Genomic DNA, 14,149 nt, shown 5'->3' on the forward strand with positions numbered 1-14,149 from the left:
CCGGTCGGCCGCGCTCGCGGACGCGCCGGGGGACCGGCCCGGCGGTCAGGCGTTGGCCGCGACCTGGTCCGCGGGCGGTGGCGGATCGAGGGGCGCGGGCGGAGCCGGGGAGCGGTCCACGCGGAATGTGCGGCGCAGGCGGCCGATCCACGGGGCGTCAGCGCCGTTGAGCGGGCCGCCGTCCGGGTCGTCGCTGTAGTTCTGGCGGACCGCGTCGAGCTCGGGCTTCCAGATCTCGCGGACCACGAGGCCGCACAGCACCGCGACCGTGATCAGGCGCAGGCTCGAGGCCAGCACGAACGTGCCCTCGGGGATCACCGGCTTGCCGCCGGCGCCCATCAGCTCGGCGTAGAACGCTGTGAAGTAAGCGAACTCGGCGACCGTCCAGGCGATGATCGCTCCCCAGCGGGGGCGGGCCAGCACGATCAGCGGCAGCAACCAGAGCACGTACTGCTGTGACCACACCTTGCTGGTGATCAGGAACGCCGCCACGACGAGGAAGGCGAGCTGGGCCACCCTTGGCCGGCGCGGCGCCAGCCAAGCCAGCAGGCCGATCGCCGCGCAGGCCAGGCCGAACAACGCGTACGAGACCAGGTTGAGCGTCGGCACATGGTCACTCAGCCATTGGAATGGGCCCTGGTCGCCCGTGGATCCCGAGTTCCACTTGCCGTCGAAGTAGCGCCCGATGTACCAGAACGTTCCCCAGTCGATCGGCCGTTCACTGTTCAGCCGGAAGAAGCGCAGCCAGCTTTCGTGGTACCAGTAGAAGACCGGGAAGTTGGCGACCGCCCAGCTCACCGCCGCGGTGGCCATCGCGGCCCCCCAGGAGCGCATCGCCTTGGACCGCAAGGCCAGCACCAGCAACGGGCCGAGGATGAACAGCGGCCACAGTTTGGCCGCCCCGCCCAGCCCCAGGAAGACACCCGCCCAGGCCGGATGCTTCTTGGCCCATAGGTAAAGCCCGGCCGCGGCCAGCCCGATCGCCAAGAAGTCCCAGTTGACCGTCGCGGTGAAGAAGATGATCGGCGAGACCGCGAAGATCGCGGCGTCCCAGGGTCGACGCCGGCGCAACGCCAGGATCACCGCCGCGGTCGCCACGGCCAGCGCGGAGAGCACGATCGCGTTGATGTTGTAGAACCACGTGCCCTGGTTGATCTCGGGGTGGGACTCGCCGTAGGCGTGCACCGGCAGCCCGAGCGCCCCCATGAAGTAGCCGGTGACCACCGGGTATTCCACCGGCCAGTCCTTGTACGGGACCGCGCCCTCGTTGAGGTGTTCCGCGTAGTACAGCGCGAGCACGTCGGTGTAGCAGAACCGCGTGTACTGGACGTTTTGCTGCCAGTCGCCGCTCTGGCAGGGCGATTTCTGCACCCACGAGAAGGCGAGCGTCAGGCAGGTCAGCGCCATGATGATCCGCGACGCCGTCCAGAAGCGACCCCGCCTGACGTCGGACCGCACCGCGTGCGAGCCGAGCGGCCCGCCGATCGCCTCGGACAGGCCGCGCACGAAACCGTCCGACGTCGCCGTCGCGCTCGGCTTGTCGGGGCGGTCGAGGTCCTCGGACGGTTGCGTGCTCATGTCATGGCATCATGCCGTACTTCGTACCGGGGACCGGGAACGACCTACGCCCAAAACGAACCGGCGCGCACCCCCGAGGGATGCGCGCCGGACTGCGACCTAGTCGCCGGCGTCCTGTGGCGTGAGGGTCGGTTGCGTGGGCAACTGCTCGGGGGTTCCGCCGCCGTCGTTGTCACCGCCGCCGTTGTCGTCCCCGCCGTCGTCACCGTCGTTGTTGCCACCGCCGCCGTCGTTGTTGCCGCCGCCGGCATCACCGCCGTTGTTGTCCCCGCCGCCGTTGTTGTTGCCACCGCCGTTGTTGTCGCCGTTGCCGTTGTCGCCGTTCCCGTTGCCGCCACCGTTGTTCTGGTTGCAGTCGGGCCCGATGAAGCCGAGCACGCAGTCACCGCCGTTGTCCTGCGGCTTCTCGACCGGGGGCGCCTGGCCATTGGCGTAGGGGCTGTCCGGGTTGCCGGTCTCGACGCGTTCCGGGAAGTCCTCGCGCTCCAGGTCCTTCGCCTTGATCACGGCGTCGAGGAACTTCTTCCAGATCTTCGACGGCGTGCCGGCGCCGAACATGTCGCGGCCGTTGGACTCCTTGAGCTCGACCTTGTTCTTGGCGCCGCCGACCCAGACCGTCGCGGCGAGCTGCGGCATGCCACCGACGAACCAGGTGTCACCGCTGCCCTCCTTGAACTCCCAGGTGCCGGACTTGGCGATGCCCTCCTGGCCGCCGCGCAGGTCGCGGTCGTCGACCTCGACGATCTCCTTCATCACCGACTGAAGGTTCGACATCTGCTCGGCGTTGAAGACCGGCTTACCGGCGACGTTCTCCTTGCCCACCAGCTTCTTCCGGCCGGTCTCGGGGTCGACCCGGCTCACCGACTTGATGAAGTGCGCGTCGTGGTGGACGCCGTTGCCGACGATCGTCGCGACGCCCTCGGCGTGCTCGAGGGGGACGACACGGTACTGGCCGAAGGCGACCTCGTTGTCGAAGTACCCCTTCTTCTCCCAGACGTCCTTGTCGGTCTTGGTCAGATCGACCAGCTTGCCGTCGTCGGTGAACATGTGGCTGACGCCGGCGTCACGGGCGGCCGCGATGACCTTGTCGCGGCCGATGGCGTCCGCGATCCAGTAGAACGGGAAGTTGTACGACTTGACCGTCGCCGTCTCCAGGTCACAGAACTTGATCTTGCCCTTACAGACAGCTCCGGGGTCGGCGCCCGCGTTGCTGATCTTCGTGCCGTTCCGGCGCAGCTTGGTGCCGTCCCAGCGCGTCTTGAAGGAGATGTCCTCCTTCAGCGCGGCGGCCAACGTGTAGATCTTGAACGTCGAGCCGGGTGACTGGCCACCGTCGATCTTCAGCGTGTCACTACGCATGTAACCGCCGTAGTCGATGCCGGTCGGATCGTCGCCGCCGTAGTAACCGAGCACGCGTCCGGTCTTCGGGTCGATGCCGATCACCGCCGCCTGGTACGACGCCGGCTTGCCGTTCATCGGGGAGCTCTCGCTCTTGCGCGAGCCCGCCTCCTCGGCCGCCTTCTGCACCGCCGGGTCGATCGTCGTCGTGACGGTCAGACCGCCCTTGTCGAACTCCTGCTGGCTGATGCCCATCTCGGCCAGCTCGGCCCGCACGTGCCGCATGATCATGCCGACCGGCTTGCCGTCGGTGCTCTTGGCGGACGAGTTCGTCGACTTCTTGACCTGGGGGTAGACGCGCTTGTCGTAGACCTGCTGAGAGATCCAGCCCATCTCCAGCATGTTCTTCATCGTGTACTCCCACCGCGCTTTCGCGTCGACGGGGTTGATGGTCGGGTCGTATCCCTTGTGCGTCGCCGTGGGCTCCGGCTGCTTGATGATCGAGGCCAGAACAGCGGCCTCGTACGGCGTGACGGCGTTCTTCTGCCCGGCCGGCGTGGTGACCGACTTGCCGAAGTAGCCCTGCGCCGCGGCCTGGATGCCGTACCGGCCCTTGCCCAGGTAGATGTAGTTCAGGTACATGCCCATGATCTGGTCTTTGTTGTACTTGGACTCCATCTTGCGGGCGATCACGGCCTCACGGATCTTGCGGTTGTAGCTGATCTCCTTGAGGTCCGCGGCGTGCCGGGCGTACTGCTGGGTGATCGTCGACGCGCCCTGCTGATCGCCGCCGGTGAAGTTGTTCCACGCGGCGCGGACGATGCCCTTCATGTCGATGCCGTGGTGCTTGTAGAAGTTCTTGTCCTCGGCGGCGGCCACGGCGTGCTCGACGACCTTGTTGATCTGAGCCTCGGGAACGACCGTGCGGTTCTGGTCGCCGAGCTTCGCCAGGACCGAGCCCTTGGTGTCGAGGATCACGTTCGACTGGTCCTCGGTGACCGGCGAGGGCAGGTCGACATCGTCGAAGAAGTAGGTGCCGCCGACCACACCGGCCCCGAGCAGGATGACCAGCACGGCCGCCGCGGCGGTCAGGATGTTGGTGCGGCGGCGGCGCTTGGCCGCCTTGGACTTGTCCTTGCCGCCGACCGACCGGCCACCGCCGATGCTTCCCTCGTCGTCCGGGCCGAGGACCGAGGGCCCGGGGCGTACGGCCGCACGGGCGACAGTCCCCGTGCCCCGCACCGGGGCGGCGGCGCCGACCGAGGCGCGCGCACCGACGCGGGCCGACCCGACGGAGGCACGCCCGGGGACGGCCGGTCCCGGGGACGCGCTGCCCACAGAGGCGCTGCCCACGGATGCGCTGCCCACGGACGCGCTGCCCACGGACGCGCTGCCGACCGAGGCACGGCCGGCCGGAGCCGGTCCGGCCGGAGTTGAGCCGACGGAGGCGCGACCACCGGCCCCGCGGCGGTACGCATCCGGCGCCGGCCGGGCCGATGCCGAAGGAGGAGAAGAGGACTGGTCGTCAGGCGCGGAGCTCGAGGACCCGGGCACACGGGCCCGGGCACGCGAGGACTGCGGTTCGCCGTACGAGTTCATGCGGTCACACCTCGGTCGCGGTGACGTGCGCAGGGACGACCCTGGAGGGGCCTTCGCCTGTGACGACGCGCGCGGACGATTTGGGCTGCGTACCGGCAGCCGCCCTGACGGATGTCCTGAATGACCGGCTGTGGCGCTGGATGCGCGAGCCGGTCGGGGTCGTGTCAACGGTAGCGAGATCGATCCGCGTCATCGGCGGGCGTCCCATCCGTGTGACGACAACCCGGTTTCGCGGTGGCGGCCCGCGGCGGCCGAGGCGGCGATCGCCTCGACCTGATCGAGTTCGTCGGCGGTGAGCGCGTCCCGTCCGAGCAGGTATTGCTCGGCCAGGTGATTCCACGCGCAGGACTGGCACACCTCCACGACGAACACCTGGAACTCACGCAGTGTCATCGCCAGGACGGGAAGCTCGGAAAGCTTGCGAGCCTGCCCGGCGGACTGCTTGAGCTCGTCGCCGTAGATGTAGTGAACGAGGGTCAGGTTGTCTCGACGGCAGATCGGGCACCGGTCCTCAGTCGGCTCGCCATGGAATCGAGCAGCGCTTTTGAGGTAGGGCGAGGCATCACAGACCTCGAGCGTGCCGATCTTGCCGTTGTGCACGTCGCGCAGCACTGCTCGCTTCTGTAGCGAGTAGTCGACCACCTGCCGCTGCGTTCGCATGGCGAAGAGAGTACGCGGTCCAACGGCGAGGGGCGACAGTCATCACACAGCGTGGCGGACGCGTAGCTCCTTCATGAACAGCTTGCGCACTTGTGGCAACGGATCTACGGTTGCGATGTATCGGGCCGATACATCGGGGCAGACGAGGAGGTGGCCGGTGCTGGAACTGGCGATTCTCGGCCTCCTGCAGGAGACCCCGATGCACGGCTACGAGCTGCGCAAGGAGCTCGTGACCAAGCTGGGCACGTTCCGCGCCGCGATCAGCTACGGCACCCTCTACCCGACGCTCAAGCGACTGCAGACGGCCGGCTGGATCACCGAAACCGAGTCCGATCCGTCGATGATCCCCCCGATGACCAGCAAACGGGGCCGCGTTGTTTACAAGATCACTGCCGATGGCAAGGAGCGGTTCGCGGACCTGCTCGCCCAGGCCGGCCCCGAGACGTACGACGACGCCGGCTTCGGTGTTCACTTCGCGTTCTTCTCCCGGACCGACCGCGCCACCCGGCTGCGCATCCTGGAGGGCCGCCGCCGGCGCATCGAGGAGCGGCGAGAGGGTCTGCGCGACGTGCTCTCCCGCGCCGCCGGCCGTCTCGACGCCTACACGCTCGAATTGCAGCGCCACGGGCTCGACGCCTGTGAGCGCGAGGTCCGCTGGCTGGAGGAGCTCATCACCAACGAGCGCTCCGGCCGGGCCCCGGCAGGATCCGCCGGGACGCTCGACATCCCCGCCGCTGAGCAGCCACGAGAGCGAGCGGCTGAGGATGCATCCCCCGAAACCCCGCGTCCACAACAGGACCGGCCGTGATGAACAAGGAGGCAAACGCGATGGGCTCCGTCCGCGTCGCCATCGTCGGTGTGGGTAACTGCGCCTCGTCCCTCGTACAGGGCGTGGAGTATTACAAGAACGCCGACCCCAACGACCGCGTCCCGGGTCTCATGCACGTGACCTTCGGCGACTACCACGTATCCGACGTGAAGTTCGTCGCGGCGTTCGATGTGGACGCCAAGAAGGTCGGCATGGACCTGAGCGAGGCGATCGTCGCCAGCGAGAACAACACCATCAAGCTGACCGACGTGCCGCCGACCGGCGTCACCGTCCAGCGGGGGCCGACCTTCGACGGTCTGGGCACCTACTACCGCGAGATCATCGAGGAGTCGGCGGCCGAGGCGGTCGACGTCGTGCAGGCGCTGCGCGACGCTGAGGTCGACGTGGTCGTGTCCTACCTCCCGGTGGGCTCCGAGCAGGCCGACAAGTTCTACGCCCAGGCCGCGATCGACGCGGGCTGCGGCTTCGTCAACGCGCTGCCGGTCTTCATCGCCTCCAACCCGGAGTGGGCCCAGAAGTTCGCCGACGCCGGTCTGCCGATCGTCGGGGACGACATCAAGAGCCAGGTCGGCGCGACGATCGTGCACCGTGCCCTGGCCAAGCTGTTCGAGGACCGCGGCGTCGAGCTGCTGCGTACGTACCAGCTCAACTTCGGCGGCAACATGGACTTCATGAACATGCTGGAGCGCAACCGCCTGGTCTCGAAGAAGATCTCGAAAACCCAGTCGGTGACCTCGCAGATCCCGCACGAGATGATCAAGAGCGACGTGCACATCGGCCCGTCGGACCACGTGCCGTGGCTCGACGACCGCAAGTGGGCCTACATCCGGCTCGAGGGCCGCTCGTTCGGCGACACCCCGCTGATGGCCGAGCTCAAGCTCGAGGTGTGGGACTCGCCGAACTCGGCCGGTGTGATCATCGACGCCGTCCGCGCCGCCAAGATCGCCAAGGACCGCGGTGTCGGCGGCCCGATCCTGTCGGCCTCGTCGTACTTCATGAAGTCCCCGCCGGTGCAGTACAACGACCACGACGCCAAGGAGTCCGTCGAGGCGTTCATCCGCGGCGACATCGAGCGCTGAACCACCTGATCGAAAGGGCCGGGCCGAGAGGCCCGGCCCTTCGTCATGAGAACCAGCTGCGGGTGAGCGCCACGCCCGCCTCGAGCTCCAGCAGCTTGCGCTTGCGGTCGAGCCCGCCCCCGAAGCCGACCATCTTGCCGCCGGCGCCGACGACCCGGTGACAGGGCACGATCACCGGCACCGGGTTGTGGTTGCAGGCCGTGCCGACCGCCCGGGCCGCCCCCGGGTCACCCAGGGCGGTCGCGATCGCGCCGTAGGTCACCATCTCCCCGTACGGAATCTTGGCGATCTCGCCCCAGACGGCCCGCTCGAACGCGGACCCGCCCGGCATCTCGACCGGCACGGTGAAATCGGTGAGCTCGCCGGCGAAGTAGGACTCGAGTTGCGAGACGGCCGCATGCGAGCCGGGCGGCCCCGGAAGCGCCCCGAACCGCACCCCCACGACGGTGTCACCCGAGACGGCCACACCCAGGGGCCCGATGGGGGAGTCGACGAAGAACATGCCCCGATTCTGCTCCTGGGCTATGACAAGTCCTGAAGCTCGTCCGCGTCTTTCTCGCTTCGCGGGTCCGGAGTCGCCGGCGGCCTCGACCGGGCCAGGTCGACGAGGGCGGTGATGGTGGCCAGCGGGAGGTTGACGATCAGGCCCAGCACCGAGTTGACCCCGACCAGCGCGGTCGCGTTCGAGATGGAGTCCAGGCTCCGGGCCACGAAGCTGCCGTCGTCACCACCCTGCTGCAGGTAAGTCGTGCCGACCTGCTCCCCGTCGTAAGTCAGCATGTACATGCCGAGGGCGCAGGTCGCGACCACTCCGACGATCGACAGAGCGGCGAAGGCCAGGCGTGCGCGCCGGCTGCCGAACGACCACAGCACGATCCACGTCACGACGAGCGCGACCGGCAGAATCCAGGCCGGCCACGGGAGTTCGACGAGCATTCCCACGCGGCGACCCTAACGGCGGCGCGCCACCGGCAGACCGGTCAGGAGAGGTGCCCGTTGTCGCGGGCCCACTTGTACAGCTCGGCCTCGGCCTCGTCCCGGTCCAGCGGGCCCCGGTCGAGGCGCAGCTCCTTGAGGAAGCGCCAGGCCTGACCCACGACCGGGCCGGGCGGTACGCCGAGCAGTTCCATGATCGCGTTGCCGTCCAGATCGGGGCGGACCCGGGCCAGATCCTCCTCGGCGGCCAGCCGGGCGATCCGCTCCTCGAGCGCGTCGTAGTCGGCGGCCAGGTTGGCCGCCTTGCGCTTGTTGCGGGTCGTCACGTCCGAGCGGGTCAGTTTGTGCAACCGGTCGAGCAGCGGCCCGGCGTCGGTCACGTAGCGGCGCACCGCCGAGTCGGTCCACTCGCCCCGGCCGTACCCGTAGAAGCGCAGATGCAGGCCGACCAGCTCGACCACCTCGGAGGTGACGTCCTTGGGGTACTTCATCGCCTTCATGCGCTGCTTGGTCATCCGGGCCCCGACCACCTCGTGGTGGTGGAAGCTGACGCGCCCGTCCCGCCCGACCGCCTTCGTCGCCGGCTTGCCGATGTCGTGCAGCAGGGCAGCCATCCGGAGCACGAAGTCGGGGCCCTCGTCGCCCTCGAGCCGCATCGCGTTCTGCACGACGATCAGCGTGTGCTCGTACACGTCCTTGTGCTGGGCGTGCTCGTCGATCTCGAGCTTGAGCCCGGAGATCTCGGGGATGAAGTGGTCGGCCAGTCCGGTGTCGACCAGCAGGCGCAGGCCGGCGATGGGGTCGGCCCCGCACAGCAGCTTGGTGAACTCGTCCCGGATCCGCTCCGCGGTGATTCGTTCCAGATCGGCGGCCATGTCCCGCATGGCCGAGATGACCTTTTGATCCACAGTGAACCGGAGCTTGGCCGCGAAGCGCGCGGCCCGCAGCATCCGAAGTGGATCATCGCCGAACGACTGGGCCGGCGCGGCCGGCGTGCGGATGAGCTGAGCGGCGAGGTCGTCCAGTCCCCCGTACGGGTCGGTGAAGACGTGGCCGGGCAGCGACACCGCCATCGCGTTGATCGTGAAGTCGCGGCGCTCCAGGTCGTCCAGCAACGAGGTGCCGTACTCGACCACGGGATTGCGGGTCACACCGTCGTACGCCTCGGCCCGGAAGGTGGTGATCTCGAGCCGCAGACCGTCCTTCTGCAGGCCGATGGTGCCGAACTCGCGACCGGTCTCCCAGATCGCATCGGCCCAGTTCCGCACGATGTCGAGGGTCTGCTCGGGGCGGGCATCGGTGCAGAAGTCGAGGTCGTCGCCCAGCCGGCCGAGCAGCGCGTCGCGCACCGAACCGCCGACCAGGTGCAACTCATGGCCGGCGGCGCCGAATCGGCGCCCCAGCTCATCGGCGACAGGGGAGACCCGCAGCAGCTCGGCGACCGCGTTCTGCTGGGCGCTAGTCAACACAGACATGGGACCACCAGGGTATCGGCCCTCCGTCAGCTTTCGGGTGGCGGGTGGCGGGGTGGGACGGCCGCCGTGGCAGTGGGGCAGGACAGCGGGCAGGATGGGCGGGTGCCCGTTCCCGAGGCGCTGCTCCGCCTGGCCGAGGATCCGCAATTCTGGGCCGGCGACGGCGTGACCAGTGACGATCAATCTCCCGAGCTGCGGGTGACCTTCCCGGTCACCGGTGGCTACGCGCTCGTGCTCGATCTCGACCCGGCCACCGGGGAGCGCACGCTCGGTCTGCGCGGGCCGGCCTCGAGCGAGCCGATCCCGCTCGCCTGGGCGCCGCCCGGCGGTCCGGCTCCAGCCGCTCTGCGGTGGTGGGAGCTCGACCTCTGCGCCCGGGTGATCGCCTGGGAAGATCCCACGCTGCCCCATCCGGGGCTGGTCGTGGCCCTGCTGTCGCCCTTCGCGCCGGCGACGCCCGACGACGACGAGCCCGCGGTCGCCGCGATGCGGGAGGCGGCGTACCGGTCGCTGCGCCGTGACGTCCCACCGGCCGAGCCCGCCGGCCCCGAACAGGCCCCTCTGCCGCTCTTCACGGGCGCGAACTGGTGGCCGGCTCCGGCCACGCCGTCCCCCCAGGTGCTCGACGAGGCGTCGATCGCCCAGCTCAGCCAGCCCGAGCGAGCCCTGCAGGACGTCCGCGGCGGTTCGCGCTTCCCGCGTGAGTTGCTGGCCGATCTCGTACGCCGGGCGACCGCGCACCTCGAGGCGGTGGCCGGCGAGCGCTGGTATGCGGAGACCCGCCCGATCGCTCGGCACATCCTGGACACTCGTGATCTTCGGCCCATTCCGGCCCTGCTCGGTGCGCTCACCGAGGCCGGCTGCGATCATCCGACGGTGCTCGACGCGCTGAGTGAGCCGCTGGTGCCCGCCGAGGCCTGCTGGATGGTGGAGACGCTGGCCGGCGCCGAACCGGGCACGCTCCTGCGGCACAGTCTGTAACGAGCCCTCTATGGTGGCTGAAGTTCCGCACGACGCTCGGGAGGTTCGGTGAACGGCGGTCTTTACCGCAGCGCGCACGCCGCGCCCGACGGTGAGCCATCGAGGCCGGAGGACGGCGTCACCGTGATCTCGGTGGACGAGCAGGTTCCCGGCGTCTCGGCCTCCGAGGGTCAGTCCCTCCCACCCGAGCAGGTGCCGGCGTCCGAGGGGCAGAGCACGGTCGGCACGAGCGCGATGATGGCGGTCGCCAGCTTCGTCAGCCGGATCATCGGCTTCGTCCGCAACGCGCTGATCGGCATCACTCTCGGCCCGTACATCGGTAGCGCGTTCACCAGCGCGCAGTTCCTGCCCGGCCAGATCTACGAGCTGCTGCTCGGCGGCATCCTGAGCAGCGTGCTCGTGCCGCTTCTGGTGCGCCGGCGCAAGACCGACGCCGACGGCGGACTGGAATTCACCCGCAAGCTGCTCACCTTCGCCGTGGTGTCACTCGGCATCGCTACCGTGCTGGTGGTGATCGCTGCTCCGGCGATCACCTGGATCCAGGCCAGCGACGACAACACCACCGCCTACCGCGCGCTGGTCACCAACTTCGCGTACTGGATTCTCCCGATCATCTTCTTCACCGGGCTCTCCGCGATGATCGGCGCGGTGCTGAACACCCGGGGTCACTTCGCCGCACCGACCTGGGCCCCGATCCTCAACAGCCTGGTGGTGATCGCCGCCTGCGGTGTCTTCATCGTCTCCTTCGGCACCAACAAGGCCCTCCAGCCCGAGGACGTGTCAGGCGCGCAGATCGCCGTGATGGGCGGCGGCATGCTGCTCGGCATGGTGGCGCAGGCGCTCGGCCTGCTGCCGGCGCTGCGCAAGGTGGGCTTCACCTGGAAATGGCGCTGGAATCCGCGCTCGCTGGGCCTCGGCGAGATCGGCCGCCTGGCCGGCTGGATGCTCTGCTACGTGGCGGCCAACCAGATCGCCGTCTTCGTCGTGGTCCGCATCCTCAACCGGGTCGCCGGCAAGGACAGCGCCAGCGTGCTCGCCTTCAACAACGTCTTCCTGCTGGTGGTCATGGCGCACGGCATCATCGGCGTCTCGGTGATGACCGCGCTGCTGCCCAAGATGAGCGCGGCCGCCGCCGAGGGCCGGTACGCCGAGGTGAGCGCCGACCTGAGCCGGGCCATCCGGCTGGTCACCGTCGCGCTCGCCCCGATCTCAGTCGTCTACGGCGTGCTGGGCGCGCCGATCGCGGTCATGCTCTTCCAGGGCGGCGCGTTCGACAACGGTGACGCGCTGGCCACCGGCACGGTGCTGGTGGTGGCCGCGTTCGCGGTGATCCCGTTGTCGATCAGCTATCTGTGCACCTACACCTTTTACTCTTTGCAGGGCAACCGGACCGCCGCTCTGATCAATGTGCCGGTCGTCGCGGTCCGCATCGCGGCCTACTTCGTGCTGGCCGAGGTGCTCAGGGCCTCGCTGTCGGCGGCCGGCATGACCGCCGCCAACGCGATCTCGTACGCGGTCTCGGCGTTGATCTCGCTGGCCGTGCTGCGCCGCCAGATCGGCCGGCTCAACCTCGGCTCGGTGGTGGTGTCGATGATCAAGGTGCTCGTGGCGGCCGCGCTCGCCGCCGCGCTCGGTCTCCTGGTCGTGCATCTGCTGCCCGGCGCCGGAGCCCCGTCGGGCCGCGGCGAGGCAGCTCTGCAGCTTCTCGCCGGTGGATCCGTGATCCTGGTGGTCTACCTGGCCGCGGCTCTCGCTCTGCGGGTCTCCGAGATCAGTCAGGTGATCGGGATGGTGCGCCGCAAACTCGGTCGCTGACCAGCTGTTTCACCGGCACCGGAGGTCACCGCGGCGCTACGGTGCGAGGCGGCCGGGCTTGCCGCGCCGGGGGGACGACCTGCCGCGGGATGGCCCCGGGCGGGTATGGTCGGTGTCGGCATGTGCTCTTGGCACGTCGCCATTCACGTTTCAGCACGGCATCCGGTTCGAGCATGTACCCGGGGGACCAAGCACTTACCCAGGGATCAAGCACTTACCCGGATCAGGCACGGCAGCAACACCTGCAGCAGCGCAGCATCTGCACCCAGCACGGCGAACCGTGCGTGGAGCACCGAGGAGGACTGGTGACCCAGGTCGGCGAAGGCCACGAGACCGCGGCCGATGCGGACGGACCGGTCATGACCTTCGGTGCACCCGCCGTCGGTGAGATCCTGGCCGAGCGCTATCAGCTCGAGGAACACGTCAACGACGACAGCGCCGGCCGCCAGGTCTGGCGCGGCATCGACGTCATCCTCCGCCGCCCGGTCGCCGTCGTGCTGCGCTACCCCGGTGGCGAACCGGCCGCCGAGATGCTGCAGGCCGCGGTCGACGCGAGCCGCGTGATACACCCCAACCTGGTCGGCGTCTACGACGCGATCGACGAGGGCTCCCGGTCCTACGTGGTGCGTGAGTGGGTCGACGGCGAGTCGTTGCGCGAGCTGGTCGCCACCGACGGGCCGCTCGACCCGGCCCGGGCCACCGCCATCGCCCACTCGATCGCCGACGCCCTGGCCGCGGTGCACGCCACCGGCATGGTGCACGGCAACGTGCACCCCGGCACGACGCTGATCGGCGACGACGGCCGGGTCGTCCTGGCCGACGCGCGGGCCGATTCGGCCGACTCGGTCGAAAGCGACATCCGCGCGGTCGGCGGCATCATCTATTTCGCCCTGACCGGCCACTGGCCCCACACCGAGGTCAACCACTCCGCGCTGCCCGACGCGAACAGGGACGCGAGCGGCAATCCGGCCGCGCCCCGGCAGATCCGTGCCGGCGTCCCGGCGTATCTCGACGACCTGACGATGGACCTGCTCGACACCCGGGTCGCCGCACCGGAGGCCGACGCGCTCGCCGCCGAGCTCGACCGGCTCGACGCGACCGAGGACGACTACGAGGACGCCGGCCCGCTGCGGTTCGCCCAGAGCGCCGCGACCGAGCCGGCCCGCAGCACCTCCAAAATCATCATCGGGGTCGCGGCCCTGGTCGTCATCGCGGTCATCGGCCTGGTCTTCGGCATCCGCGCGATCAGCAGCTCGAGCGACCCTCAGCCGACGACCACCACCCAGGCCGACGTGGGCGCCGCAGCCGACCCGACCGACGAGCAGACTCCCGCCCCGGCGCCGAAGAAGATCCCGCTGACGGCCAAGATGGTTCGGATGGTCGACCCTCCGGAGGGTGACCGGCAGCAGTCCAACGAGGCGAAATACACCGTCGACGACGATCCCGAGACGGTGTGGAGCACCGAGCACTTCAACCAGGCCAACTTCGGTAACCTCAAGAAGGGCATGGGGGTGCTGATCAACCTGGGCACCCCGCGCCGGCTCTCCGAGGTGACCGTCGAGACGTCCAGCCCCGACGTGGCGATGGACATCCGCACCGGCCCGTCCGACTACGGCAACAGTTCGGCCGGCGACAAGAAGATCGTCGACACGTACAAGAAGCTGGGTGACGGCGACACCGAGAAGACCGAGGGCACCCGCGAGGTGTTCTCCGGGTTCGACCCCAATCAGCAGTATCAGTACGTTCTGGTCTTCCTGACCGAGCTGCCCAAGGGTGATGACGGCCGCTACCAGGTCGACGTCGAGAAGATCGAGGTCACCGGATACTGATCCGGGCGCGGGTCGGACGAGCGCGTCCCT

Annotated in this window: 11 protein-coding genes; 5 read left to right on the forward strand and 6 right to left on the reverse strand. The window is 69.0% G+C overall.

What is annotated here, in order from left to right:
• Positions 1-45: 45 nt before the first annotated feature.
• The 3 genes from HJC40_RS09900 to HJC40_RS09910 form a co-directional block, all read right to left on the reverse strand.
• Positions 46-1,578, reverse strand: a complete 1,533-nt coding sequence (locus HJC40_RS09900) for a glycosyltransferase family 87 protein (protein WP_250000547.1) — start codon at positions 1,576-1,578, stop codon at positions 46-48.
• A 99-nt stretch (positions 1,579-1,677) separates the two neighbouring features.
• Positions 1,678-4,269: a transglycosylase domain-containing protein gene (locus tag HJC40_RS09905; RefSeq protein WP_250000548.1), complete on the reverse strand. Its 2,592-nt coding sequence runs from the start codon at positions 4,267-4,269 to the stop codon at positions 1,678-1,680.
• 435 nt (positions 4,270-4,704) lie between these two features.
• Positions 4,705-5,175: a DUF5318 domain-containing protein gene (locus tag HJC40_RS09910; RefSeq protein ID WP_250000549.1), complete on the reverse strand. Its 471-nt coding sequence runs from the start codon at positions 5,173-5,175 to the stop codon at positions 4,705-4,707.
• 157 nt (positions 5,176-5,332) lie between these two features.
• Here HJC40_RS09910 and HJC40_RS09915 point away from each other — a divergent pair, with 157 nt between their 5' ends.
• Complete coding sequence (locus HJC40_RS09915) at positions 5,333-5,983, forward strand: PadR family transcriptional regulator (RefSeq protein WP_250000751.1); 651 nt, start codon at positions 5,333-5,335, stop codon at positions 5,981-5,983.
• Positions 5,984-6,003: 20 nt separating this feature from the next.
• Positions 6,004-7,083 carry an inositol-3-phosphate synthase gene (locus tag HJC40_RS09920; RefSeq protein ID WP_250000752.1) on the forward strand — a complete coding sequence of 360 codons (1,080 nt, stop codon included), beginning with the start codon at positions 6,004-6,006 and terminating at the stop codon, positions 7,081-7,083.
• Between the two features lie 43 nt (positions 7,084-7,126).
• On the opposite strand, the gene HJC40_RS09925 is transcribed toward HJC40_RS09920, so the two are convergent.
• From HJC40_RS09925 to HJC40_RS09935, 3 genes are read right to left on the reverse strand one after another with little or no spacing between them, the layout of a single operon-like run.
• Positions 7,127-7,585, reverse strand: a complete 459-nt coding sequence (locus HJC40_RS09925; RefSeq protein ID WP_250000550.1) for a methylated-DNA--[protein]-cysteine S-methyltransferase — start codon at positions 7,583-7,585, stop codon at positions 7,127-7,129.
• A gap of 20 nt (positions 7,586-7,605) precedes the next feature.
• On the reverse strand, positions 7,606-8,025 hold the full coding sequence (locus tag HJC40_RS09930; RefSeq protein ID WP_250000551.1) for a hypothetical protein: 420 nt from the start codon (positions 8,023-8,025) through the stop codon (positions 7,606-7,608).
• Between the two features lie 38 nt (positions 8,026-8,063).
• Positions 8,064-9,494 carry a CCA tRNA nucleotidyltransferase gene (locus HJC40_RS09935; RefSeq protein ID WP_250000552.1) on the reverse strand — a complete coding sequence of 477 codons (1,431 nt, stop codon included), beginning with the start codon at positions 9,492-9,494 and terminating at the stop codon, positions 8,064-8,066.
• Between the two features lie 102 nt (positions 9,495-9,596).
• Here HJC40_RS09935 and HJC40_RS09940 point away from each other — a divergent pair, with 102 nt between their 5' ends.
• From HJC40_RS09940 to HJC40_RS09950, 3 genes are all read left to right on the forward strand, one after another.
• Positions 9,597-10,475: a hypothetical protein gene (locus HJC40_RS09940; protein ID WP_250000553.1), complete on the forward strand. Its 879-nt coding sequence runs from the start codon at positions 9,597-9,599 to the stop codon at positions 10,473-10,475.
• Positions 10,476-10,523: 48 nt separating this feature from the next.
• A complete protein-coding gene (gene murJ / locus HJC40_RS09945; RefSeq protein ID WP_250000554.1) occupies positions 10,524-12,290 on the forward strand; it encodes a murein biosynthesis integral membrane protein MurJ in 1,767 nt (588 codons plus the stop codon).
• Between the two features lie 305 nt (positions 12,291-12,595).
• Positions 12,596-14,119 (forward strand): protein kinase family protein, encoded by a 1,524-nt coding sequence (locus HJC40_RS09950; protein ID WP_250000556.1) that lies wholly within the window; start codon positions 12,596-12,598, stop codon positions 14,117-14,119.
• Positions 14,120-14,149 lie beyond the last annotated feature (30 nt).

The sequence above is a fragment of the Actinoplanes sp. M2I2 genome (assembly GCF_023544445.1).
Taxonomy (GTDB): domain Bacteria; phylum Actinomycetota; class Actinomycetes; order Mycobacteriales; family Micromonosporaceae; genus Actinoplanes.